Annotated in this window: 21 protein-coding genes and 1 pseudogene; 15 read left to right on the top strand and 7 right to left on the bottom strand. The window is 74.8% G+C overall.

The genetic code is table 11. The features are described 5' to 3' along the window. The first annotated feature begins 71 nt into the window (after nt 1–71). Nucleotides 72–1,004 carry a DMT family transporter gene (locus STTU_RS29090; RefSeq protein ID WP_043256649.1) on the top strand — a complete coding sequence of 311 codons (933 nt, stop codon included), beginning with the start codon at nt 72–74 and terminating at the stop codon, nt 1,002–1,004. Between the two features lie 72 nt (nt 1,005–1,076). On the opposite strand, the gene STTU_RS29095 is transcribed toward STTU_RS29090, so the two are convergent. After that, a complete protein-coding gene (locus STTU_RS29095; RefSeq protein WP_007829558.1) occupies nt 1,077–1,739 on the bottom strand; it encodes a pyridoxamine 5'-phosphate oxidase family protein in 663 nt (220 codons plus the stop codon). Nucleotides 1,740–1,820: 81 nt separating this feature from the next. Between STTU_RS29095 and STTU_RS29100 the strand changes: the two genes are divergently transcribed. Continuing rightward, nucleotides 1,821–3,158, top strand: a complete 1,338-nt coding sequence (locus STTU_RS29100; RefSeq protein ID WP_043256651.1) for an aminotransferase class I/II-fold pyridoxal phosphate-dependent enzyme — start codon at nt 1,821–1,823, stop codon at nt 3,156–3,158. 131 nt (nt 3,159–3,289) lie between these two features. On the opposite strand, the gene STTU_RS29105 is transcribed toward STTU_RS29100, so the two are convergent. Continuing rightward, the gene (locus STTU_RS29105) at nt 3,290–3,721 is read right to left on the bottom strand and encodes a Rieske (2Fe-2S) protein (RefSeq protein ID WP_007829560.1); all 432 of its coding nucleotides are present in this window, start codon (nt 3,719–3,721) and stop codon (nt 3,290–3,292) included. Nucleotides 3,722–3,796: 75 nt separating this feature from the next. Next, entirely contained in the window at nt 3,797–6,055 is a 2,259-nt protein-coding gene (locus STTU_RS29110) for a S9 family peptidase (RefSeq protein WP_007829562.1), read from the bottom strand. 77 nt (nt 6,056–6,132) lie between these two features. On the opposite strand from STTU_RS29110, the pseudogene STTU_RS35730 reads away from it, so the two are divergent. The 7 genes and pseudogenes from STTU_RS35730 to STTU_RS29140 all read left to right on the top strand — a co-directional run. After that, nucleotides 6,133–6,939 (top strand): annotated as a pseudogene (locus STTU_RS35730) (HipA family kinase); the annotation flags it as partial. 63 nt (nt 6,940–7,002) lie between these two features. Next, a complete protein-coding gene (locus STTU_RS35735) occupies nt 7,003–7,353 on the top strand; it encodes a DUF3037 domain-containing protein (RefSeq protein ID WP_324607910.1) in 351 nt (116 codons plus the stop codon). Between the two features lie 240 nt (nt 7,354–7,593). Then, nucleotides 7,594–8,355: a 3-oxoacyl-ACP reductase FabG gene (fabG, locus tag STTU_RS29120; RefSeq protein WP_007829566.1), complete on the top strand. Its 762-nt coding sequence runs from the start codon at nt 7,594–7,596 to the stop codon at nt 8,353–8,355. A 22-nt stretch (nt 8,356–8,377) separates the two neighbouring features. Continuing rightward, a complete protein-coding gene (locus tag STTU_RS29125) occupies nt 8,378–9,142 on the top strand; it encodes an SDR family oxidoreductase (protein ID WP_007829568.1) in 765 nt (254 codons plus the stop codon). A gap of 256 nt (nt 9,143–9,398) precedes the next feature. Beyond that, the gene (gene ung, locus STTU_RS29130; RefSeq protein WP_009063192.1) at nt 9,399–10,082 is read left to right on the top strand and encodes a uracil-DNA glycosylase; all 684 of its coding nucleotides are present in this window, start codon (nt 9,399–9,401) and stop codon (nt 10,080–10,082) included. 93 nt (nt 10,083–10,175) lie between these two features. Beyond that, the gene (locus STTU_RS29135; protein WP_007829585.1) at nt 10,176–10,607 is read left to right on the top strand and encodes a hypothetical protein; all 432 of its coding nucleotides are present in this window, start codon (nt 10,176–10,178) and stop codon (nt 10,605–10,607) included. 110 nt (nt 10,608–10,717) lie between these two features. Beyond that, the gene (locus tag STTU_RS29140; protein WP_043256653.1) at nt 10,718–11,236 is read left to right on the top strand and encodes a GNAT family N-acetyltransferase; all 519 of its coding nucleotides are present in this window, start codon (nt 10,718–10,720) and stop codon (nt 11,234–11,236) included. Nucleotides 11,237–11,407: 171 nt separating this feature from the next. Here the strand turns inward: STTU_RS29140 and STTU_RS29145 are convergent, their stop codons facing one another. From STTU_RS29145 to STTU_RS29155, 3 genes are all read right to left on the bottom strand, one after another. Further along, entirely contained in the window at nt 11,408–12,196 is a 789-nt protein-coding gene (locus tag STTU_RS29145; RefSeq protein ID WP_043256655.1) for a copper homeostasis protein CutC, read from the bottom strand. After that, on the bottom strand, nt 12,193–13,725 hold the full coding sequence (locus STTU_RS29150) for a M81 family metallopeptidase (RefSeq protein ID WP_007829588.1): 1,533 nt from the start codon (nt 13,723–13,725) through the stop codon (nt 12,193–12,195). The genes STTU_RS29145 and STTU_RS29150 overlap by 4 nt, the downstream gene beginning before the upstream one ends. A 107-nt stretch (nt 13,726–13,832) precedes the next feature. Next, entirely contained in the window at nt 13,833–15,080 is a 1,248-nt protein-coding gene (locus STTU_RS29155) for an ROK family transcriptional regulator (protein WP_007829597.1), read from the bottom strand. 329 nt (nt 15,081–15,409) lie between these two features. Here STTU_RS29155 and STTU_RS29160 point away from each other — a divergent pair, with 329 nt between their 5' ends. The 5 genes from STTU_RS29160 to STTU_RS29180 all read left to right on the top strand — a co-directional run bounded on the left by STTU_RS29160 (nt 15,410) and on the right by STTU_RS29180 (nt 21,956). Beyond that, nucleotides 15,410–17,209: a peptide ABC transporter substrate-binding protein gene (locus tag STTU_RS29160; RefSeq protein WP_007829599.1), complete on the top strand. Its 1,800-nt coding sequence runs from the start codon at nt 15,410–15,412 to the stop codon at nt 17,207–17,209. A gap of 166 nt (nt 17,210–17,375) precedes the next feature. Next, on the top strand, nt 17,376–18,335 hold the full coding sequence (locus STTU_RS29165) for an ABC transporter permease (protein WP_007829600.1): 960 nt from the start codon (nt 17,376–17,378) through the stop codon (nt 18,333–18,335). Beyond that, on the top strand, nt 18,332–19,231 hold the full coding sequence (locus tag STTU_RS29170; RefSeq protein WP_043256660.1) for an ABC transporter permease: 900 nt from the start codon (nt 18,332–18,334) through the stop codon (nt 19,229–19,231). The genes STTU_RS29165 and STTU_RS29170 overlap by 4 nt, the downstream gene beginning before the upstream one ends. Continuing rightward, entirely contained in the window at nt 19,228–20,988 is a 1,761-nt protein-coding gene (locus STTU_RS29175; protein WP_043256662.1) for a dipeptide ABC transporter ATP-binding protein, read from the top strand. The genes STTU_RS29170 and STTU_RS29175 overlap by 4 nt, the downstream gene beginning before the upstream one ends. A gap of 53 nt (nt 20,989–21,041) precedes the next feature. Beyond that, a complete protein-coding gene (locus STTU_RS29180; protein ID WP_007829605.1) occupies nt 21,042–21,956 on the top strand; it encodes an ROK family protein in 915 nt (304 codons plus the stop codon). A 14-nt stretch (nt 21,957–21,970) separates the two neighbouring features. Here STTU_RS29180 and STTU_RS29185 read toward each other — a convergent pair whose 3' ends face one another. Further along, a complete protein-coding gene (locus tag STTU_RS29185) occupies nt 21,971–22,417 on the bottom strand; it encodes a hypothetical protein (protein WP_043256664.1) in 447 nt (148 codons plus the stop codon). Between the two features lie 116 nt (nt 22,418–22,533). On the opposite strand from STTU_RS29185, the gene STTU_RS29190 reads away from it, so the two are divergent. Beyond that, complete coding sequence (locus tag STTU_RS29190) at nt 22,534–22,914, top strand: VOC family protein (RefSeq protein ID WP_007829609.1); 381 nt, start codon at nt 22,534–22,536, stop codon at nt 22,912–22,914. The last annotated feature ends 34 nt before the right edge of the window (nt 22,915–22,948 follow it).

A 22,948-nucleotide genomic window follows, 5' to 3' on the forward strand; every position in this document is an offset into this window, starting at 1 on the left:
GCCCGCAGAAGTCCCCGGCGCGCCGCTCCGGCGCCCCGGGCACGCTCTGACTTCTCGCGGAGAACCTTCTCGTGTCGTACGCCGTCTCAGGCCGCCCCGTGGGGCGCGGCCTGCTTTTCCTCACGCTCGCCGGGCTCGCCTGGGGCACCGCGGGTGCCGCCGCCGCGCTGCTCTACCGCTCCTCGGGGCTCGGCCCGCTCGCGCTCTCCTTCTGGCGCTATGTCGGCGGGCTCGCGCTGCTCCTCGCGACGCTCGCCCTGCGGCCCGCCTCCCGCCGTCCCCGTCCCGCCGCCCGGGTGCGGGGCGGGTTCGCGCGGACGCTCGCGCAGGGGCTCGTGCTCGCCGTCTTCCAGTCCACGTACTTCCTCGCCGTGCGCGACACGGGACTCGCGGTCGCGACCGTCGTCGCGCTCGGCTGCGGTCCCGTCCTGATCGCGCTCGGGGCGCGCCTCGGCTTCGGCGAACGCCTCGGCGCGAGCGGCGTGCTCGCCGTCGCGGGCGCGCTCGCGGGGCTCGCCGTGCTGGTGCTCGGCGGGGGCGGGGCGACGGTACGGCCCGCCGGGGTGCTGTGGGCGCTGGCCTCGGGCGTCTCGTACGCCGCGCTGACCCTCCTCACGCGCGGCGCCGCGCTCGCGGGGGGCGGGGGCGACGCCGTGACGACGACGGCGTGGTCCTTCGGCGTCGGGGCGCTCGTCCTGCTGCCCTTCGCCCTCGCGGAGGGCGCGCTGCCGGGGAGCGGCGCGGAACTCGGCACCACGCTCCTGCTCCTCGGCTACCTCGCCGGGGTGCCGAGCGCGCTCGCCTACGTCCTCTACTTCGCGGGGGCGGCCGTGGTCCGCTCGGCGACGGTCTCCGTGATCATGCTGCTCGAACCGGTGAGCGCGGCGGTCATCGCGGTCCTGCTGCTCGGCGAGCGGGTCACGGGCGCCACGACGCTGGGCGTGGCACTGCTGCTCGCGGCGGTGGCGGGACTCGCGGTGCGGGAACGGGGGGCGGGGGAGTAGGGGTACGGGGCGGGGGCGGCCCGCTGCCGGAGGCCGTCCCCGCCCCGTACTGCCTCAGCGGCTCTGACCGCCTCAGCGGCTCAGGTACTCCGGGAGCGGGATCGACGGGGCCAGGTCGGCGGCGGGTTCCGGGGTGCCGTACGTCTGCCGGACGGGGACGACGCCCGACCAGTACGGGAGGGTGAGGTCCTCGGGCTCGTCGTTGGGGCCGCCGGTGCGGAGCTTGGCGGAGACCTCGTCGAGGTCGAGGCGGAGGACGGCGGTCGCGGCCAGCTCCTTGGCGTTCGCGGGGCGCGAGTCGGCGGCGCGTCCCGCGACGACCTGGTTCACGATGGCGTCGAGCGCCGTGCGCCTCTCGTCCTCGTCCGTCACCTGGCGGGCGGTGCCCTGCACCACGACCGAGCGGTAGTTGATGGAGTGGTGGAAGGCGGAGCGGGCGAGGACGAGGCCGTCGACGTGCGTCACCGTGAGGCACACCGCGAGCCCGGGGTCCTGGCGTGCGGAGCGCAGCGGGCGCGAGCCGGTGGAGCCGTGCACGTACAGCGTCTCGCCCCGCCGCGCGTAGAGCGTCGGCAGGACCACGGGCGCGCCCTCGCGGAGGTAGCCGAGGTGGCAGAGGTAGGCGCTGTCGAGTATCGCGTGCACGGTCGGCCGGTCGTAGCGGGCCCGCTCGGGGGAGCGGGTGGGCTTCGTGCGGGGCGTGGGGCCGTAGGGCTCGGCGGGCTCGGTGGTCATGCGGGTCTCTCCTCGCTGCGGACACGCGGTTCACGGTGGGACGACTTGCGTAATCGATTGCACTAGTACAAACTGCTGTTTGTGCTAGGAGAGTATCGGATTTCCGGGCGGCGTGCCGCTGATATCGCCGCTGACGTGGAACAAGCCGTCGGACGGGGGGAGTTGGGGCCCGGCGACGTGCTGCCGCCGATGCGTGAACTCGCCGCGGACCTCGGCGTGAACGCGAACACGGTCGCCGCCGCCTACCGCACGCTGCGCGAGCGCGGCGTCATCGAGACGGCGGGACGGCGCGGGAGCCGGGTGCGGGCGCGCCCGGCCACGACCTCGCGCGACGCCGCGCGGATCGCCGTGCCGCCCGGCGCCCGGGACGTCGCCTCGGGCAACCCCGACGTGGCGCTCCTGCCCGCGCTCGCCCCTGCCTTCGCCGAGGCCGCGGCGGCGGGTGACGCCGACCCGGTGCTCTACGGGCACGCGCCCCTCGACCCCTCCCTCGCCGCGCTCGCCCGTGCGTCCTTCGCCGCGGACGGGGTGCCGGACGGGCCGCTCGCGGTCACGTCGGGCTCGCTCGACGCGATCGAGCGCGTCCTCGGCGCCCACCTGCGCCCCGGTGACGCCGTCGCCGTCGAGGACCCGGGCTGGGGCAGTCTCCTCGACCTCGTGCCCGCGCTCGGGCTGCGCGCCGTCCCCGTCGGTGTCGACGAGGACGGGCCCGTGCCCGCCGACGTGGCGCGCGCGCTCGGCGCGGGGGCCCGCGCCCTCGTCGTCACCGAGCGCGCCCAGAACCCCACGGGCGCGGTGCTCACGGCCGAACGCACCGCCCTGCTGCGGGAATTGCTCGCCGCGCACCCGGAAACGCTGCTCGTCGAGGACGACCACGGGCACGGCATCGTCGCGGGCCCGCCGGTGCCGCTCGCCGGCACGACGCGGCACTGGGCCTTCGTCCGCTCGGCGGCCAAGGCGTACGGGCCCGATCTGCGGATCGCCGTGCTCACGGGGGACGAGGTGACGCTCGACCGGCTGCGCGGCAGGCAGCGGCTCGGGCCCGGCTGGGTGAGCCACCTGAGCCAGCGCGCCCTGGCCCACCTGTGGCGTACGGGCGCGGTCGATCCCGTACGCGTCGCCGCCGCCTACGAGGCGCGGCGCGCCGCCGTCCTCCGGCGGCTCGCCGCGCACGGCGTGCCCGCGCGCGGTCGCAGCGGCATGAACGTGTGGGTCCCGGTCCCCGACGAGACCGCGGCGGTGGCCCGCCTGCTCACCGAGGGCTGGGCCGCGGCCCCCGGCGCCCGCTTCCGCCTCGCCTCGGGCCCCGGCGTCCGCGTCACGGTCTCGGGACTCGACGCGCCCGCGCTCGACGCACTCGCGGACGCGCTCGCGCGGGCGGTGGGACAGGGGACGGGGGAGCCGAGGACGTACGTGTGAGGGGCGGCGCGGTCCGGTGCGCGGGGGCGGTGGGACGGGGCAGCCGAGGACGTACGTGTGAGGGGCGCCGCGGTCCCGTGCGCGGGGCGGGGTCCTCGCGCACGCGACCGGGGCCCGAGGCGCCCCGCGCCTCAGGCCAGCTTGATCTTCCCGCCCGTGACGTCGAGCTTCAGCTCCTCCAGCGGTGACGTCGCCGGGGCGTGCTTCACCGAGCCGTCCTCGATGGAGAACTTGCTGCCGTGGCACGCGCAGTTGATCGTGCCGCCCGAGACCCCGGCGACCTGGCAGCCCGCGTGGGTGCAGACACTCGTGAACGCCTTGAACTCGCCTTTCGACGGCTGGGTCACGACGACCTTCTCGTCCGTGAAGATCTTGCCGCCGCCCTCCGGGATGTCGGCCGTGCTGCCGAGGGTCGTGCCGTGGCCCCCGGACGAGCCCTTGCCGCTGGAGCCCGAGGAGGAGCCGCCGCAGGCCGCGAGGAGGGCGGCCAGGCCGCTGGCCCCCGCCGCGGCGACGATGGTGCGGCGCGAGGCGCCGGAGCCGGAGGGGTGGAGGACGGTCATACGGGTTCCCTTCCGGGACACGAGGACGCGCGAAGCGACACGGGTACGGGGCGGGCGCGCCGGGCACGCCCGCCCCTATTGTCCGCCCTGCCGCGCCTCACCGGTCGGCAGGGGCCGACCGGCCTCCTGCCGTTCCCCCGGCCGGTCCTCCACCGCGACGCCCAGCGCCGCGCCGAGCCACCGCACCTCGTGCCGCAGCAGCGCGGCGGCGACCGGCGTGCCCGCCACGCCGTGCCCCGCCCCGGACAGCGGCAGCACCTCGTGCGGACGGCCCGCCGCGAGCAGCGCGGCCGAGAGCCGCAGCATGTGCGCCGGGCTCACGTTCTCGTCGGCGAGGCCGTGCACGAGCAGCAGCGGGCGGCGCAGGCGCGGCGCGTCGTCGAGGAGCGAGGAGGCCCGGTACCCCTCCGGCAGCACCGCCGGATCGCCGAGGAACCGCTCCTCCCAGTGCGTGTGGTAGAGGGCCCGGTCGCTCGGCGCGGCGCCCGCGACCGCCGCGTGGAAGGTCTCCGGGTGCCGCAGGACCGCCGCGGCGGCGAGGTAGCCGCCGTAGGACCAGCCCCGGATGCCGACCCGGCCCGGGTCCAGGTCCGGGTACGCGTCGGCCGCCGCGCGCAGGGCGTCGGCCTGGTCGGCGAGCGCGGCCGTGAGCCGGTCGCCGTGGATCGCGTACTCCCAGGGAGCGCCGCGCCCCGGCGTCCCGCGCCCGTCCGTGATCAGCACCGCGAAACCGTGCTCGGCGAACCACTGCGCGACCGCCGCCCACCACGTCCGCGCCCGCACCACGAGCCCCAGCCCGTGCCCCGCGTACGGGCTCAGGAGCACGGGCAGCGGGGTCCCTGGCGTGTGCCACGAGGGCAGGTACAGCGTGCTGCGGAGCGCGCGGGAACCGAGGCGCAGGTGGCGGGGGCGGGGGAGTACGAGGGGGATCTCTTCGAGGGAACGGAGGACGGCGGTACGGGACGCCACCGCGCCGCCCGTGCCGCCCGTGCCGCCCGTGCCGTCCGCGACCGCCGCGCCGTCCGCGCGATCCTTGCCCGCCGTGCCGTCCACGGCCGCCGCACCGCCCGCGCGCCCCGTGACCCGTACCGTGCGGCCCTCCGGGCCGAGCCCGTCGAGGACCAGCGTCCGGCCGCCCGCCGCGCCCTCGTACACGCCCGGCCCGGGGCCGCTCAGCCGTGTGGGCGCGGTGCCCGGCGTCCACGCCCACACGTGGACCTCCGTCGGGTCCGTACTCGCGCGGAGCAGCACCTCCTCGCCGCGCGCGCCCAGCACCTCGCGCACCTGAAGCCCCTCCGGGGTCGTCGCCGTCCCGGCCGCGAGGCCGCGCGTGCCGTCGCTGAGGACGCGCGCCGTGACGAGGGTGCCCGCGTCCGTGCGCAGGGGCGCGCCGGGCAGCAGGGAGACCCAGTACGGGTCGTGCTCCTCGGCGAGCGGGCGCGCGGAGCCGTCGGCGGGGTCGAGCGCGAGCGTGCGCACCGTGCGCTGGTCCCGGGTCTGCACGCTCGCCCAGGGGCCGTGCGCGTCCCATCCGGCCGCCGTCAGGTACTCGAACGCGGGGGCGTGCCACGGCGCTTCCGGGTGCCCCTCGTCCGCACGCCCGGGGAGCGCGACCGGCCGGACGCCGCCGCCGTCCGCCGCGACCAGGTGCAGGCTCGTGACCGCGTTCGCCGTGCCGGCCGCCGGGTAGCGCAGGGCGCGCGGGGGCCGCTCGGGGTGCGCGGGGTCGCCGAGCCAGCGGCGCGCGACGCCGCTCTCGTCCGTGCGGGCGACGAGCAGCGTCGCGCCGTCGGGCGCCCACCAGTACCCCTCCTCCCGGCCGATCTCGCCGCGCGCCACGAGGTCGGGCAGCCCGTACGTGACGTCCGGGCCCTCCGGTGCGACGAGGCACAGCACCGCGCCCTCGCCGCCCGGCCACCGCACGACGTGCAGCGCGCCGTCCCTGACGAACGCGAGCCGCTCCCCGCCCGGCGCGAGGCGCGGCGCCTTCGCGTCACGTATCCCCGGCAGCGGGCGCGGCGGGCCGGGCGTGCCCGTGTCGAGGGCCGCGAGGGTGCCGCCCGGGAGCGCGACGACGACGCGCCGCGCCCGCGCGTCGGCGGTGTACGCCGTGATCCCGGCCCCGGTGAGGGGTCGTTCGGCGGCCGGCCCGGTCTCGTGGAGCCACAGGCGTGGCGCCGCGTCCGTGCCGGAGGCGGAGCGCAGGAACAGGACGCGACGGCCGTCGTCCGCGACGGAGAAGGAGTGCGGACGGCCGCGCGAAAAGCGGGCGGAACGGGCGAATTGCTCGGGAAAAGCGCGCAGTTGTGCCTTGGTGGGAGGGGTGGGAGTCATGGGGCACTCTAGGCACACGGTGCCTGCGGCTGTCAGCCGCGCACGAGCCCGGCCCGCCGCTCGATAACCTGCGTTACATGCTCACCGAAGCCGCCGTGACCCGCTATCTGACCCCGCTGCGCGAAGGCGGCTCCCTCCCCGGGCTCGTCGAGGCCGCGGACGGGGAGCTGTACGTGCTGAAGTTCAGCGGGGCCGGGCAGGGGCGCAAGACGCTCGTGGCCGAGACCGTCTGCGGCCTGCTCGCCGCACGGCTCGGGCTGCGCGTGCCCGCACTCCGGGCGCTCGACCTCGATCCGGTCATCGGCCTCGGCGAGCCCGACGAGCAGGTGCAGGGGCTGCTCAAGGGCAGCGGCGGGCTCAACCTCGGCATGGGCTACCTCGCGGGCGCGCTCGGCTTCGACCCGCTCGCGTACGCCGTGGAGCCGCACGAGGCCGGGCGCGTGCTGTGGTTCGACGCGCTCGTCGGCAACGTCGACCGCTCCTGGCGCAACCCCAACCTCCTCGTCCAGGTGGGGGAGTTGTGGCTCATCGACCACGGCGCCACGATGATCTGGCAGCACAACTGGCCCACCGCCGCCGCCTCCGCGCTGCGCCGCTACGACGCGCGCGACCACGTCCTCGCCCCCTTCGCCCCCGATCTGGCCTCCGCCGAGGCCGAGTTGGCGCCGCTCGTCACCGAGGACCTGCTCACCGGCATCCTCGCCGAGGTCCCCGGGGCGTGGCTGGAGGGCGAGCGCGGCTTCGCGTCGGCCGACGAGGTGCGCCGCGCGTACGTGGACGCGCTCCTGCGCCGCGCCGACGGCCTCTCCGCGCGCATCGATCTCCCCGAGGAGCCCCCCGCCCCGCCGGTCCCCGCCTCGGGCTGGCGGCGGCCCGGCGAGGGCGCCCCCGCGCCCGTACCGCCCGCGCCGGGGACCGGCACGCCGCAGGTCTTCGAGTACGCGGCGCTGCGCCTCGTCCCGCGCGTCGACCGCGGCGAGTACGTGAACGCGGGCGTCGTCGTCTACCAGCGCGCCACCGGCTTCGTCGCGGCCCGCACGCGCCTCGACCCGGCGCGGCTGCGCGGCCTCGACCCGGACGCCGACGCCGAGGGCGCCGCCGCGCTCCTCCGCGCGGTCGAAGCGGTGTGCGGCGGCGGGAGCGGGGCGGGCGGCGCGGCGGGCGACGACGCGGGCCGCCGTTTCCGCTGGCTCGTGGCACCGCGCTCGGCCCTCCTCCAGCCGGGCCCCGTGCACACCGGCCTTACGCGGGCGCCCGGGGCGGAGCTGGACCGGCTGCTGGAGCGGCTCGTTCCCTGAGCGGGCCGTTTCCCGGCCCCCGCGCGGCCGTCCGCCCCGGGCCGCGCGAGAGGGATCACACGCCGCCGCGAGCCCGGCCCGTTGACACCCGGTGCCACGCCTTCTAGCGTCACTTCCACCCAAGGTACTAAGCGGTCGCTCATTCGCGCGCGGTAGTGTGAGGAGCCCGCCGTGCGAGAGCCCCCGCGGCCCCGCCGTACCGGGCGTCGAGGTTTCCCCCAGGGACGAGGAGAACACCACATGTCCACCACCGAGCAGCGCGTAGCCGTCGTGACCGGTGCGGCGCGCGGAATCGGCGCGGCCACCGCCGTCCGCCTCGCCGAGGAGGGCCGCGCCGTCGCCGTCATCGACCTCGACGAGGCGGCCTGCGAGGACACCGTCGGGAAGATCACCGCCGCGGGCGGCAAGGCCCTCGCGGTCGGCGCCGACGTCTCCGACGAGGCGCGGGTCGAGGCCGCCGTCGCGCGGATCGCCGAGGAGCTGGGCGCCCCGACGATCCTCGTCAACAACGCCGGGGTGCTCCGCGACAACCTGCTCTTCAAGATGAGCGTGAGCGACTGGGACACCGTCCTCGGCGTCCACCTGCGCGGGGCCTTCCTCATGGCCCGCGCCGTGCAGAAGCACATGGTCGACGCGAAGTTCGGCCGGATCGTCAATCTCTCCAGCTCCTCCGCGCTCGGCAACCGGGGGCAGGTCAACTACTCGGCGGCCAAGGCCGGGATGCAGGGCTTCACGAAGACCCTGGCCATCGAGCTGGGCAAGTTCGGCGTCACCGCGAACGCCGTCGCCCCCGGCTTCATCGCGACCGACATGACGGCCGCGACCGCCGAGCGCGTCGGCATGGGCTTCGAGGACTTCCAGAAGGCCGCCGCCTCGCAGATCCCGGTCCAGCGCGTCGGGTACCCCGAGGACATCGCCAACGCCGTCGCCTTCTTCACCGCCGACGCGGCCGGCTTCGTCTCGGGCCAGGTCCTGTACGTGGCCGGCGGCCCGCTCAACTGAACACCCGGAAGGACAGCACCAGATGACTGAGCAGCAGCGGCCGGACTCCGGAGAGGTCGCCCTCGTCACCGGGGCCAGCCGGGGCATCGGCTACGGCATCGCGGCGGCCCTCGTGGCCCGCGGCGACCGCGTGTGCATCACCGGGCGCGGCGAGGAGGCGCTCAAGGAGGCCGTCGAACGCCTCGGTTCCGACCGCGTCATCGGCGTGGCGGGCAAGGCGCACGACGAGGCCCACCAGGCCGCCGCCGTCGCCGCGACGATGGAGGCGTTCGGCCGCGTCGACCACCTCGTCAACAACGCGGGCACCAACCCGGTCTTCGGCCCGCTCGCCGAACTCGACCTCAACGTGGCCCGCAAGGTGTACGACACCAACGTGCTCTCCGCGCTCGGCTTCGCGCAGCGGACGTGGCGGGCCTGGCAGCGGGAGCACGGCGGGACGATCGTCAACATCGCCTCGCTCGCCGGGGTCTCCGCCTCGCCCTTCATCGGCGCGTACGGGATGAGCAAGGCCGCCATGGTCAACCTCACCCTCCAGCTCGCGCACGAGTTCGCGCCGAAGGTACGGGTCAACGCGCTCGCCCCGGCCGTCGTCAAGACGAAGTTCGCCGAGGCGCTGTACGAGGGCCGCGAGGCCGAGGTCGCCGCCTCGTACCCACTCGGCCGGCTCGGCGTCCCCGAGGACATCGGCGGCGCCGCGGAGTTCCTCACCTCGGACCGCTCCGGCTGGATCACCGGCCAGACGCTCGTCCTGGACGGCGGCATCTTCCTCAACGCGGGCGTGGGCTGAGCCGGGAACGCGGCGCGGGGCGGCCGGAGAGCGGGCGCCGGGCTGTCCGGGGTGCGTCCGCCCTCGGGCGAGGGCCGTCCCGGATGCGCCGGCCCTGCTGCGAGGGCCGTCCCCGGGGCCGCCTGCCTCCGTGCGCGGGCCGTACGGGGGCGGGCGCGGCTTCCGCCCGGGGAACGGCCTCGGGGCGGCGTTGTCAGTGCCTCCCGGTAGGTTCGGTGACGTACCGAGCGCACCCCCGGAGGTTGTTGACGTGACCGTGACCCCTGCCGCCCCGCTGCCCGCGTCCTGGAGCGGCGTACTCGGCGAGGAGCTGGAGCAGCCCTACTTCGCCGAGCTGATGGCCTTCGTCGCCGCCGAACGCGAGGCGGGCCCGGTCTACCCCCCGCAGGAGCAGGTCTTCGCCGCGCTCGACGCGACCCCCTTCGAGGACGTCAAGGTCCTCGTCCTCGGCCAGGACCCCTACCACGGCGCGGGCCAGGGCCACGGCCTGTGCTTCTCCGTCCGGCCGGGCGTCCGCGTCCCGCCGTCCCTGCGCAACATCTACAAGGAGATGCACGCCGAGCTGGGCATCCCCGTCCCCGACAACGGGTACCTCATGCCGTGGGCCGAGCAGGGCGTCCTGCTCCTCAACGCGGTCCTCACCGTCCGCGAGGGCGAGGCGAACTCCCACAAGAACAAGGGCTGGGAGCGGTTCACTGACGCCGTCATCCGCGCCGTCTCGGCGCGCCGCGACCCGGCCGTCTTCGTGCTGTGGGGCGCCTACGCGCAGAAGAAGCTGCCCCTCATCGACACCGAGCGGCACGTCGTCGTGAAGGGCGCGCACCCCTCCCCGCTCTCGGCGAAGAAGTTCTTCGGTTCGCGCCCCTTCACGCAGATCGACGAGGCGCTCGCCGCGCAGGGCCACAAGGCGATCGACTGGCGTATCCCCGACCTGGGCTGAGCCCCGCCTGAGCCGCCCGGGGCCGGGCTGCCGTTAGCGTGCCCGTACCGCCGCCCGCCCGGCGACGGTACGGGCGGCGAGCGGAGGCGGCGGGTGCGGGGACGGCACGAGGACACGAGGGACCGCGCGGTCGCGACCCGGATCGGGCAGGCCGCGCTGCTGCTGCACGCGGGGGACAGGGCCGAGGCCCGCGCACGGCTCCTCGCGCTGTGGGAGGAACTGCCCCCGGGCCCGGGCCCGCACCGCTGCGCCCTCGCCCACTACCTCGCCGAGGCGCAGGACGACCCGGCCCGCCGCCTCGACTGGGACCTCACCGCGCTGCGCGCCGCCGGGCCCGGCAACCGCTCCCTGCTGCCCCGCCTCCGCCTCGCCCTCGCCGCCGATTACGCCCGCGCCGGGCGTACGAGCGAGGCCCGCGCCCATCTCGTCCGGGCCCGCGAGGCGGCCGAGGCGCTGACCGCGGGGCCGTACGCGGATGGAGTGCGGGCGGCGATCATCCGGCTGGGACAGCGGCTGGGGGCGTAGGTCTCGCGCGCGGCGGGACGTGCGGTCGGGGCCTCGGGCGCCCGCGGTGCACGCGGGGGGCTCGGCCGTACCGGCCCACGGCGGGCGGGGGCGGCGCTAGCCTGCCGCTCATGACAGCACCCGCCTCCACCGACTGGCCCCCCGCTCCGACAGCGACGGCACGCCTCGTGCTCCGTGCCTCCGAGGCACGGGACCGGGCGGCGTTCGTCGCGCTGTTCTCCTCGGAGGAGGTCGGGACGTACAAGGGCGGGGCGAGACCGCGCGCGGAGCTGGAGGCGGCGATGCCCGCCGTGCCGGGACAGCGCCCCGGCTTCTTCGTGGTCACGGCGGAGGAGGAGATGATCGGCGCGGTGACGCTCGACCGCCGCGAGGACGGGGCCACCGAGCTGGGCTACCTCTTCCTGCCCCGGGTATGGGGGCGCGGTTACGCGACCGAGGCGTGCGCGGCGGCGCTCGCCTGGTGCGCGGCCGAACGGCCCGGCGAGCCGGTGGTGGTGACGATCCAGACGGCCAACACCCGCTCGATGCGCCTCGCCGCACGGCTCGGCTTCACCGAGGTGAAGCGGTTCCACGAGTGGGGCGCCGAGCAGTGGCGCGGGGAGCTGACGCGGCGGGTGCCGGCGGGCTGAGCCGGCCCCGCTCACGTACCGTCCCGTTCACGTACCGTTCCGTTCACGCACCGCCCCCCTGGCGCCCCCACTGCCCAAGCCTCGTGGTGAGCACGACGAACCCGGGTCACCAGGGCTTTTCGTCCGCGCGGGGGCCCCGCGCTCTCCGCCGCGCGGAGCCACCCGGGCCTTTCACGGGTGGGGAGAGACCGCCGCCTCCGCCGCCAGGTCGAGCGCCCCGCGCGCCTCGGCCACCACCCCCGCGTCCGTGACGAAGTGCGTGTCCTGCTCCGCCGAGGCGCTGGAGACGCCGAGCGGCACCCAGGCGGCGCCGCCGCGGACCGGGGCGCGGCGCTTGGCCGAGAGGTGGACGGCGTCGACACCCGCCGCGAGCAGCGCCGGGATGTCGGCGGGGCGTACCCCGCCGCCCGCCATCACCCGCACGCCCGGCGCCGCCGCGACCATCGCGGCGAGCCGGTCGAGCCCCTGCCCCGCGGCCGGTGCGCCGCCGGAGGTCAGGACCCGGGTGAGGCCGAGCGCGGGGAGCAGCGCGGCCGTGCCGACCGGGTCCGCCGCCACGTCGATCGCGCGGTGCAGCGTCACCTCGGCCGCCGGGTCCGCCTCCCGGGCGGCGTCGCGCAGCCTGGCGACGGCCTCGACGTCGAGCGTGCCCTCCGCCGTGAGCGCGCCGATCACCACGCCGCGCGCCCCCGAGGCGATCACGGACCGCACCTCGGCGGTCATGAGGGCGATCTCCTCGGCGTCGTGGACGAAGTCCCCGGGCCGGCAGCGCACCAGGACCTGCACGGGCGTCCCCACCGCGGCGACCGACTCGACGAGCGCGGCCGAAGGGGTGAGGCCGCCGAGTTCCAGGCCGGTGCAGAGTTCGACACGGTCCGCCCCGTGGTCGCGGGCGACGCGGGCGCCCGCCGCCGAGGTGACCGCGATCTCCAGCGTGGGACGGGACTGACCGGCGCTCACTCCTCGGTCCCGGTGAGGGCCTGGTCGGAGGCGGGGATGATGCGGGCCGTGAGGTCCGGGTCGGCCATGTCGCGGTCGAAGGGGAACATCGGGCGGCTGATGCGGTGGTGACCGAGACGTACGAGGTCCTGGTCGACGCCGCCGGGCGTGAGCGCCATCTTCCAGCCGTTCGACATGGCGAACAGTTCCGGCTCCAGGTACCCGATCTTGACGATCACGATGTCGGCGGAGCGGGGGTCCAGCGACAGGTCCGTGAAGTCGTGCTCGTGGTGGTACGGCTTGCGGAGTCTCGTGAGGATCGCGTACACGCTGCCCACCCGGACGACGACCTCGGTCTCGGCGTCGCGGTCGCCGTGGCGGATGGCATGGACGACGCCGGTGAGCGTGACGGGTCCCGCGTGCCGGTCGTCCACGGCGGCGCCCGCCGTGACGGTGACGGTCGCGCCGACCCCGGCGGCGACGGCGGTGTCGATCGCGGCGGGCCCCGGGACCGAGGCGTAGATCACCGTCGGCCCGTCCTCCTTCTGGAACTCCGGCCGCTCCAGGAGCCGGGTGAGGCCCCACGTGACGTCGCCCGCGCCGCCCGCGGTCGGGTTGTCCCCCGTGTCGCTGATGAAGTACGGCTTCCGCTCGGACGCGAGTGCCTCGTCGAGGAGTTCGTCGTACGTCCCGGTCGGCGCGACGAAGTCGAAGTCGGCGCGCGCGTCCCAGAAACCCCGGGCCAGGCGCTCGGCGCCACGCGCGACCGCCTCGGTGTCCTCGCCCGTGACGACCACGACGGCGCGGTTGCGGGGCTCGTCGGCCCAGGCGTAGCCGACCCAGATCGCGGCGTCCGTCACGCCCTCGGCGGCCTCGACCTCGTCGACCGCCGCGTACACGCTCTTCGCCGGCTCGATGCGGGTCGAGGTCTGCTCGCCCGCCAGGAGGACGGGGACGGGGACCCACGCCTTGACGGGGCGGGGCGCGCCCGTCGTCAGGAGGCCGACCAGGTTGCGCACCGCGCGCTCCTTGGTCTCCATGTGGTCCTCGTGCGGGGCCATCCGGTAACACGTGATCAGGTCGCTGCGGTGGACGAGCGCGCGCGAGACGTTGCCGTGCAGGTCCATCGAGGTCGAGACGACGACGTCGGGGCCCACGGTCGCGCGGATGCGCTCCAGGAGGACCGCCTCGGCGTCGTCGACGCCCTCGACGGTCATCGCGCCGTGGATGTCGTACCAGAGGCCGTCGAGCGCGGGCAGCGCGGCGAGGCGCTCCACGAGTTCGTCGGTGAGCGCCTGCCACGCGGCGGCCGTCACGGTGCCGCCGGGCAGCGACTTGCCGACCAGGGCGCCGTGCCACTCGGCGGCCTCGCGCAGCGGCGCGCCGGGGGCGAGGAAGGGGTACCGGTCGAATATCGCGGTGCCGCGCGCGGGGTGGAAGGCGGGGGCCTCGGTACGGGCGGGGGAGAAGGTGGAGGACTCGATGCCGAGCCCGGCGACGGCGATGACCGGGCGGTCGAGTGCGGTGCGGGCGGTGCTGCTCTGGGACATGGCGTGGCTCCTCGTACGGAGGGTGAGGGCGGTGGGGAGGGGCGGGCGCCCCGGCCGGCTGCTCCGGGCCGGGGAGCCGCGCTCCTGCTCGGGGTCGTGCGCGGGCGTCAGCCCCTGGCCGGTGCGGGTACGGGGACGATGCCGCCCGCCTCGCCGAGCGCGCGGGCCAGGGCGCGCTGGAGGGCGAAGAGCCCGGCGCCGACGAGTCCGGCGTCCGCGCCGAGCGAGGCCCGCTCGATGGTGAGGTGTTCGGTGACGAGCGGGTGGCAGCTCTCGTAGAGCTGTCCGCGCACGGCGGCGACGAAGGGTTCGAGGGTGGAGAGGATGCCGCCGAGGTAGACGGCGTCCGGGTTGAAGAAGTTGACGTTGGCGGCGAGGACCTGGCCGAGGTGGTCGCCCGCCCGGCGGACCGCGCGGGTCGCCTCCGGGTCGGCGTCGCCCGCGAGCCGTACGACGTCCTCGGTGCTCGTGACGTCGAGGCCGCGCTCGCGCAGGATGCGCACGAGGGCGGCGCCCGAGGCGACCGTCTCCAGGCAGCCGGTGTTGCCGCAGGAGCAGGGGACGTCGGCGCCGCCCGCGTCGACGCGGATGTGCGTGATGTCCCCGGCCGCGCCGGTCGCGCCCCGGTAGAGGCGGCCGTCGGCGATGACACCGGCGCCGATCGCGGAGCCGATCTTCACCATGATCGACTGCCGGTGTCCGGCGGGCCGGACACTCTGTTCGCCGACCGCCATGCAGTTGGCGTCGTTGTCGACGACGGCGGTGACGCCGAAGCGCTCCTCCAGCCAGTCCGCCACGGGGAAGCGGTTCCAGCCCGGCATCCGCGAGGGCAGGACGACGGCCCCCGCGGCGGCGTCGACGGGGCCGGGCAGGGAGAGGCCGACGCCGCGGAGCCGGGCGCGACCTCGGGCGGCGGCGAGCGCCTCCAGGTGCTCGGCGAGTCTCGGCAGGGCCGTCTCCGGGCCGTCGTCGATCTCGAACGGGACGTTCGCGACCTCGCGCAGTCCGCCGCCCGGGAGCACGACGCCGATCCGGGCGTGCCTGCCGCCGACGTCCGCGGCGACCGCGTACTCGTCGTGGCCGCCCACGCGCAGGACCTTGCGCGGACGGCCGCCCGTGGAGGACTGGGTGCCCTCCTCGGCGACGAGTCCGCGCTCGACGAGCTGGGCCACGGTGAGGGAGATGGTGGAGGGAGCCGCGCCGAGGAGCCCGGCGAGTTCGGCGCGGGACGACGCCTGCCCGGAGGCGACGAGTTCGAGGACCCGTGCCGCGAGGGTGGGCGCGCCCTTGGCCGCGGCGCCCTTCGTGGACACGCCCTTGACGGCCTTGCGGTCCCGTGCACTTATTTCAGTCATGTACGAAGTTACTTCCGCAATGGTGGGTGTGACGGAGACAGTACGCCCGCGACAAGCGCGGAGGACAACTCCGTGGAGAAAGTTGACGAGCTGTTGAGTGAGGCAAAGGGGGATCGAATCAGGACATAAGCACCAAGTGGGTGAGGATGGCTGGGTGCCCGGGACTTTCTTCGGAATCGCAGAAACTTACTTTTTACTAATTCTTGTTTGTTTGTTCGGCGAGTCCGTCGTTGACTGTCGCCGTACAGCGCCGACCCCGCGGCGCCGACCCGGACTGCCGGGACGAATGCGGGTCCTTTCACCTGAGGAGAGTCATGTCCCTTGCTCGCATGGCGGCCGGCCGCCGCTGGGCCCTGGTCGCGGGTGCCGCCGTCACCACCGGCGCACTGCTCACCGGGTGTTCCGGCGGCGGAACCTCTTCGTCCGGCTCGTCGTCCTCGGACACCATCAACTACGCGCTGCCCGCGAACTTCACGCCGAACTGGATTCTCCCCGTCGGCACCGCCTCGCACCTCAACACGAACAACTCGTCCATATCCCAGTCCCTGTGGGAACCGCTCGTCGCGTACGACGGCTCCGCGGGCAAGGTCGGCTGGAACAAGGACAACTCGCTCGCCACCGACGCGAAGTTCGCCGCCGACAGCAAGAGCGTGACGATCACCCTCGGCGACCGGCACTGGAGCGACGGAAAGCCCGTCACCTCCCGCGACGTGGAGTTCTGGTACAACCTCGTCAAGGCCGACAAGGAGGACTGGGCGAGCTACAGCCCGGGCAAGGCTCCCGACAACTGGACCTCCTTCAAGACCGTCGACGCGACGCACTTCACCCTCACCTTCGACAAGGCGTACAACCAGCAGTGGATGCTCGCCAACGAGTTGAGCATGATCCGCCCCATGCCGCAGCACGTGTGGGACAAGACCAGCGACGCGGGCACCGTCTCCGACCAGGACCGGGACACCGCGGGCGCCAAGAAGGTCTGGTCGTACCTCAACGGCGCGGCCAAGAAGATCTCGGGCTACGCGAGCGACCCGCTCTGGAAGACCGTCAGCGGCCCGTACACCCTCAAGACCTTCACGACCGCGGGCAAGGTCCAGCTCACCGCCAACCCCAAGTACGACGGCGGCGGCAAGGCCAACATCAAGAACGTCAACCTGCTGCCGTTCACCACGACCGACGCCGAGGTGAACGCGCTCCGCTCCGGCACCGTCGACTACGGCTACATCAACGCCACCGACCTCGGCCAGGAAGCGGCCTTCAAGGCCAAGGGCTACACGCTGAAGCCGTGGACCGGCTGGGCGATCACGTACATGCCGTACAACTTCAACAACCCCGCCATGGGCCCGGTCTTCAAGCAGCTGTACGCCCGCCAGGCGATCCAGATGTCCGTGGACCAGGCGAGCCTGTCCAAGGTCGTCTACAACGGCACCGCCGTGCAGACCTACGGCCCGATCCCGCAGGGCCAGACCTCGTCCTTCGTGTCGCCGGAGCAGAAGAACAACCCGTACCCCTTCGACACCGCCAAGGCCAGGAAGCTCCTCACCGACCACGGCTGGACGAAGCAGGGCGGCAGCCTCGTCTGCGCCAACCCCGGCACGGGCGACGACCAGTGCGGCAAGGGCGTCGACAAGGGCACCAAGTTCCAGATGCAGGTCCTGTCGCAGTCCGGCTCCACGGTCACCGACAACATGATGAGCGCGCTCCAGTCCTCCTTCGCGAAGACCGGCATCAAGTTCGACATCAAGACCGCGCCCGTCAACTCCGTGCTGTCGCAGGCCGGTCAGTGCAAGGCCGGTGACTCCGGCTGCAAGTGGCAGCTCTCGTTCTTCGGCACCGCGGGCAGCTGGTACTTCCCCGCCTACCCGAGCGGCGACTCCCTCTTCGCGAGCGGCGGCGGCTCCAACTTCGGCAGCTACTCCAACCCCGCCGTCGACAAGCTCGTCTCCGCCACCACCACCTCCTCCTCCGACGAGGCCGTGCAGAAGTACAGCGCCGCCCTCGCCAAGGACCTCCCGGTGGTCTGGCTCCCCGAGCCCGACTACCAGATCTCCGTGGTCAAGGCAGGACTGGGCGGCTTCGCGCAGGACTCCCTCGCCAACTTCCACCCCGCCATGTGGAAGTGGACCAAGTAGACCCGGTCGGTGCGTGCGGGCCCGCCCGGCCGCCAGGCCGCCCCGGGCCCGCACGCACCCTCGCCCCCGCACCCCCTCCCCGTCGGCTCCCACGCGGCGGCGACGCCGCCCCTGCCCCCGGTGACGCCAGCGCGCCCCCCAGAGACGAAGGCGACCGGAAGAACACATGAGCACTTCCTCGTACCTGATCAGACGCGTCCTCCAGGCCCTCGCGGTGATCGTCATCGTGACGATCGTCGTGTTCGGCCTGCTGCACGCCCTGCCCGGCGGACCCGCGCGCGGCATCCTCGGGCCCCAGGCCACCGCGCAGCAGATCGCGCACTTCAACCACGAGCAGGGCCTCGACAAGCCGCTGCCCGTCCAGTACTTCTACTACCTCGGCCAGCTCCTCCACGGCGACCTCGGCACCTCCTACACGCTCAACGAGCCCGTGTCGCAGCTCATCACCGAGCGCCTGCCGAAGACCCTCGTCCTCACCGTGCTCTCCGCACTCCTCGGCCTCGTCCTCGCCGTCCCGCTCGGCATGTGGCAGGCGGTGCGCCGCAACAAGCCGGTCGACTACGTCATCACCACGGTGAGCTTCATCGCCTACTCGACGCCCGTCTACTTCCTCGGGCTGATCCTGGTGCTGGTCTTCAGCCAGGGCCTCGGCTGGCTCCCCTCGCAGGCCCCGCAGGGCGAGACGCTCGGCCAGGTCTTCTCCGACCCGCAGGCCCTCGTGCTCCCCGTGATCGCGGGCGCCGCGTCGATGATCGCCGTCTTCAGCCGCTACATGCGCGCCGCGACCCTGGAGAATCTTTCCGAGGACTACGTGCGCACCGCCAGGGCGGGCGGCTCCCGCTCCCGCGCGATCCTGTGGCGCCACGTCTTCCGCAACTCGCTGACGCCCGTCGTCGCGATGCTCGGCTACTACGTACCCGTCCTCTTCGGCGGAGCCCTCGTCGTCGAACAGCTCTTCAACTACCCGGGCATGGGCCTGCTGTTCTGGACCGCTGCCCAGGCGTCCGACTACCCGGTCCTGCTCGGCTGCGTCCTCGTGATCGCGGTCGCGACCGTCGTCGGCACCCTGCTCGCCGACATCGTCCAGCGGGTCATCGACCCCCGAGTGAAGGCAGGACGGGCATGAGCGCCGTCATCCAGCCGGGCAAGGTCCCCGGCACCGCCACCGCGCCCGGCGAGACCTCCGGCGCCAGGCTCGCGGTCCGCCGCTTCCTGCGCAACCGACTGGCCGTCGTGGGCCTCGTCTTCGTCGTCCTCTTCTTCCTGTTCTGCTTCATCGGTCCGCTCGTGTACTCCACCGACCAGACCCACACGCTGCTCGACCAGGTCAACCAGTCCCCGAGCGGAGCCCACTGGCTCGGCACCGACGCCGTCGGCCACGACGAACTCGGGCGCCTCATGTACGGCGGCAAGGTCTCCCTCATCGTCGGCCTCGCCGCCGGTGTCCTCGCGACCGTGATCGGCACGCTGTGGGGCGCGACGGCCGGGTACGCGGGCGGCTGGATCGACGCGTTCATGATGCGCGTCGTCGACGCGGGCATCGCCATCCCGGCGCTGTTCATCCTCCTCGTGGTCTCCGCCATCACCACGCCGGGACTGAGCGGCCTCGTCGTCATCCTCGGGCTCGTGTCCTGGCTCGTGCCCTCCCGCCTCGTCCGCGCCGAGACACTGACCCTGAAGAACAGGGACTACGTCCTGACCCTGCGCGCCATCGGCGGCACGCACGGCCGCGCGATCCTGCGGCACATCCTGCCCAACTCGGTCTCGACCGTGATCGTCGCCGCGACCTTCCAGATCGCCGACGCGATCCTCCTGGTCGCCTACGTCTCCTACCTGGGACTCGGCGTCCAGCCGCCGCAGACCGACTGGGGCGGCATGCTCTCGGCCGGGCTCACCGCCGCCTACTCCGGTTACTGGTGGCTGATCCTGCCGCCCGGCCTGGCCATCATCGTGGTGGTGTGGGCGTTCAACGCGATCGGGGACGGGCTCCGCGACGCTTTCGATGTGAGGGGACGCGGATGAGCGCCACCACCAAGGCTCCCGGACGCCCCGCGCCGGGACCCGTACTCGCACTCGACGACCTCGGCGTCGTCTTCACCACCGAGACCGGCGAGGTACCGGCCGTCAAGGGCGTGTCCCTCCAGGTCGCCCCCGGCGAGACCCTCGCCCTCGTCGGCGAGTCGGGCTCCGGCAAGTCGACCATCGCGCTCGCCGCGATGGGTCTCCTCGACACCAACGCCCGCGCCACCGGCAGCGCCGTCGTCGCCGGTACCCAGGTCGTCGGCACCCCGGACTCCGCGCTCGCCGCGCTGCGCGGCAAGAGCGTCTCGATGGTGTTCCAGGAACCCGCCACCGCACTCGACCCGCTCACCCGGATCGGCCGCCAGATCAGCGAGGTGATCCGCAACCACCGCGAGGTCTCCGCGAAGGAGGCCGCCGCCGAGGCCGTCGAACTCCTGCGCCGCGTCGGCATCCCCGACCCGGAGAACCGGGCCCGCGCCTACCCCTTCCAGCTCTCCGGCGGCCAGCGCCAGCGCGTCGTCATCGCCATGGCCATCGCCAACGAGCCGGGCCTGCTGATCGCCGACGAGCCGACCACCGCGCTCGACGTCACCGTGCAGGCCGAGATCCTCGACCTCCTGCGCCGCCTCGCTGTCGACACCGGCACCGGCGTACTGCTCGTGACCCACAACATGGGCGTCGTCGCCGACTTCGCCGACCGCGTCGCGGTCATGTACCGGGGCGAGATCGTCGAGACGGGCCCCGTCGAGGACGTCCTGCTGCGCCCCGGTCACGACTACACGCGGCGGCTCCTCGCCGCCGTGCCCCGGCTCTCCGTCGCCGAAGCGGTGGCGGAGGAGCGGGCCGAGGCCGCTCAGCGGAAGCCGGAGGCGGTACGGGACGAGCCGACCGGCGCCGCGCGCACCCCCGAAGCCCCCGCCCCCGTCGCCGAACTCACCGACATCAGCGTCGTCTTCGGCCGCGGCAAGGCCGCCGTACGCGCCCTCGACGGCGTCTCGCTCCACGTCGGCCCCGGCGAGACCCTCGGCCTCGTCGGCGAATCGGGCTCCGGGAAGTCCACCGCCGCGCGCGTCGCACTCGGCCTCATCCCGCCCACCTCGGGCACCGTCACCCTCTTCGGCTCCGACCTCGGCCGCACCAGGGGCCGCGCCCGCCGGGCCCTGCGCTCCGGCATCGGCGTCGTCCTCCAGGACCCCGTGGCCTCGCTCGACGCGCGCATGACCGTCGGCGAGTGCGTCGCCGAACCGCTCAGGGTCCACCGACGCGAACTGTCCGCCAAGGACCGCCAGGCCAAGGTCGCCGCCGTGCTCGAACGGGTCCGGCTGCCGCGCGAGGTCGCCCGGCGCGCGCCCCGCGAACTCTCCGGCGGCCAGCGCCAGCGCGTCAGCCTGGCCCGCGCCCTCGTCCTGGAGCCGCGCCTCCTCGTCGCCGACGAACCGACCAGCGCGCTCGACGTGAGCGTGCAGGAAGCGGTGCTCGACGTCATCACGGAACTCCAGGAGGAACTGGGCTTCGCCTGCCTCTTCGTCTCCCACGACCTCGCCGTCGTGCAGCACTTCGCGCAGCGCGTCGTCGTGATGCGCGCGGGCCGCGTCGAGGAGCAGGGCAGTACGGGGACGACGCTGCTGCACCCGGAGACCGACTACACCCGCCGTCTGCTGGCAGCCGTGCCCGTGCCCGACCCCGCGGTGCAGCGCGCCCGCCGGGCCGACCGCCTGGCCACGCTCGCCGCGGGCCGCTCGGAGGCACAGGCGTGACCCACCCCGTTCCCCCCACAGGGGCCCGTACGGCCCCCGATCCCGCGCGGCCGTTGTTCGCGGGCATCGACATCGGCGGCACGACGACCCAGGTGGTCGTGTGCGCCGACGACCTGACCGTCCTCACCCGGGCCGAGGTCGCGACGCCCGCGCGCGAGGGCGGCCACGCCATGACGGGCGCCGCGCTCGGCGCGCTCGCCCCGCTCCTGGCCCGCACCCCGGGCCGGCTCGTCGGCGCCGGGGTCGGCGCGGCCGGCGTCGTGGACCCCGCGACCGGGCGCATCCTCGTCGCGAGCGACTCCTTCCGCGGCTGGGCCGGATTCGCCGTCACGGAAGCGGTCGAGACGGCCCTCGGCGTCCCGGCCTTCCTCGACAACGACGTCAACGCCTTCCTCATGGGGGAGGTCTCGGCGGGTGCCGTGCGCGGCGAGAGCGACGTGCTCGGGATGACCCTCGGGACCGGCGTCGGCGGCGCCCTCTGGACCGGCGGCACCCTCTTCCCCGGTCCGCACGGCGCGGCGGGCGAGATCGGCCACATCCCCGGTTTCGGCGATCTGCCGTGCACGTGCGGCGGACGCGGCCACCTGGAGACGCTCGCGTCGGGCCGGTCCATCGGCGCCAGGTACGCGGACCGCACCGGGCGGCGCCTCACCGCCCGCGAGGTGTACGAGGCCGCCACGTACGGGGACGAGGACGCGCGCGCCGTCTACGAGGCCGCCGGGCGGGGCATCGCGCGCGCCGTCGTGATCACGGCGGGCGTCGTCGACCTCACGACCGTCGTCGTGGGCGGCGGCGTCAGCGGTGCCTGGCCGCTCCTGGAGCCGGTCGTCCTGGCCGCCCTCGCCGCCGAACCGCCGGTGAGCGGGCACCCGGTGCGCCTCGTGCGCGCGGCGCTCGCCTCCGACGCCGTCCCCGTCGGCGCGGCGGCGCGCGCCCGCGGGGAACTGTCGGCGGCGCTGCGGGCCTGACACGCCCGCGCCCCTCAACCGCCGTACGCGTCCCGGCAGATCCGCGCCTGCGGGCTGTCGGCGGGCCAGCCGCCGTACGTACGGCCCAGGGCGCACACGCCACCGCCCCCGTTCCCCCTCGCCGAGGGCCTGGCCTCGCGCTGCTCGCGGTGCGGGGCGGCGCGGCGCGGGGGCGCCGGGGGCGCCGCGGGCGGCGTGTGGGCGCGGGTCGGTGCCGCGCGGGGCGGGGGAGGGGCCGGCTGGGGCGGTGCCGGGTCCTCGCGGTGCCCCGCCGAGTGGGACCCCCGGCGGGAGCGGGGACTCGGCAGCGGTGTCGTGGACGCGGTGAGCGCGCCCGGCACCGCGAGGCTCGCCCGCGCCGCGGGCTCCGCCGGTTCCCTCGCCGTCTCACGCACGCTCACACACCCGGACAGCACCGCGCCCGCGAGGGCGAGCAGGACCCCGGTGGCGGTTCTCGTCATTCGCACCCCGCCACTGTGCGGAGCCGCGCCCCGCCGCACCAAGCCGAGGGGCCCGAAGTCCACCGGACGAGTGGGGTGGTGGACGCGCGGGCGCTGACGCGCGGCACAGTGGCCCCATGACCGTGCTCGCCACCTTCGCCCGCAGCTACGTCGACGACCTCGACGCCGCACTCCCCGCCTTCCGCGCCCTGACCGGCGAGGAACCCCGACTGCGCTTCTCCCACCGGGGCATCGAACTCGCCGTCATCGGCGGCTTCCTGCTCCTCGCGGGCTCGCCCGAAGCCCTCGCCCCCGTCCGCGCCACGCACGCCACCGTCGTCGTGGACGCGCTCACCCCGGTGCTCGACCGCGCCGCGCGCGAGGGCGCCGAGATCCTCGCCCCGCCCCGCGCCGCCCCGACGGGCCGCAACCTCGTCGTACGGCACGTGGGCGGAGCGGTCATCGAGTACGTGGAGTTCGACGCGGCGACGCGCGCGGCGGCCGGGCTCGCTCACTGACCGCGCCACGCCGCCAGGAGGGAACCCGTACCGG

The sequence above is a fragment of the Streptomyces sp. Tu6071 genome (assembly GCF_000213055.1).
GTDB classification, from domain to species: domain Bacteria; phylum Actinomycetota; class Actinomycetes; order Streptomycetales; family Streptomycetaceae; genus Streptomyces; species Streptomyces evansiae.

What these genes read in the sequence shown, in the direction of transcription:
- STTU_RS29095 (WP_007829558.1), bottom strand. Translation starts at nt 1,739, where the DNA reads ATGACCACCGAGCCCGCCGAGCCCTACGGCCCCACGCCCCGCACGAAG.
- STTU_RS29105 (WP_007829560.1), bottom strand. Translation starts at nt 3,721, where the DNA reads ATGACCGTCCTCCACCCCTCCGGCTCCGGCGCCTCGCGCCGCACCATC.
- STTU_RS29110 (WP_007829562.1), bottom strand. Translation starts at nt 6,055, where the DNA reads ATGACTCCCACCCCTCCCACCAAGGCACAACTGCGCGCTTTTCCCGAG.
- fabG (WP_007829566.1), top strand. Translation starts at nt 7,594, where the DNA reads ATGTCCACCACCGAGCAGCGCGTAGCCGTCGTGACCGGTGCGGCGCGC.
- STTU_RS29125 (WP_007829568.1), top strand. Translation starts at nt 8,378, where the DNA reads ATGACTGAGCAGCAGCGGCCGGACTCCGGAGAGGTCGCCCTCGTCACC.
- STTU_RS29140 (WP_043256653.1), top strand. Translation starts at nt 10,718, where the DNA reads ATGACAGCACCCGCCTCCACCGACTGGCCCCCCGCTCCGACAGCGACG.
- STTU_RS29150 (WP_007829588.1), bottom strand. Translation starts at nt 13,725, where the DNA reads ATGTCCCAGAGCAGCACCGCCCGCACCGCACTCGACCGCCCGGTCATC.
- STTU_RS29155 (WP_007829597.1), bottom strand. Translation starts at nt 15,080, where the DNA reads ATGACTGAAATAAGTGCACGGGACCGCAAGGCCGTCAAGGGCGTGTCC.
- STTU_RS29160 (WP_007829599.1), top strand. Translation starts at nt 15,410, where the DNA reads ATGGCGGCCGGCCGCCGCTGGGCCCTGGTCGCGGGTGCCGCCGTCACC.
- STTU_RS29165 (WP_007829600.1), top strand. Translation starts at nt 17,376, where the DNA reads ATGAGCACTTCCTCGTACCTGATCAGACGCGTCCTCCAGGCCCTCGCG.
- STTU_RS29170 (WP_043256660.1), top strand. Translation starts at nt 18,332, where the DNA reads ATGAGCGCCGTCATCCAGCCGGGCAAGGTCCCCGGCACCGCCACCGCG.
- STTU_RS29175 (WP_043256662.1), top strand. Translation starts at nt 19,228, where the DNA reads ATGAGCGCCACCACCAAGGCTCCCGGACGCCCCGCGCCGGGACCCGTA.
- STTU_RS29185 (WP_043256664.1), bottom strand. Translation starts at nt 22,417, where the DNA reads ATGACGAGAACCGCCACCGGGGTCCTGCTCGCCCTCGCGGGCGCGGTG.
- STTU_RS29190 (WP_007829609.1), top strand. Translation starts at nt 22,534, where the DNA reads ATGACCGTGCTCGCCACCTTCGCCCGCAGCTACGTCGACGACCTCGAC.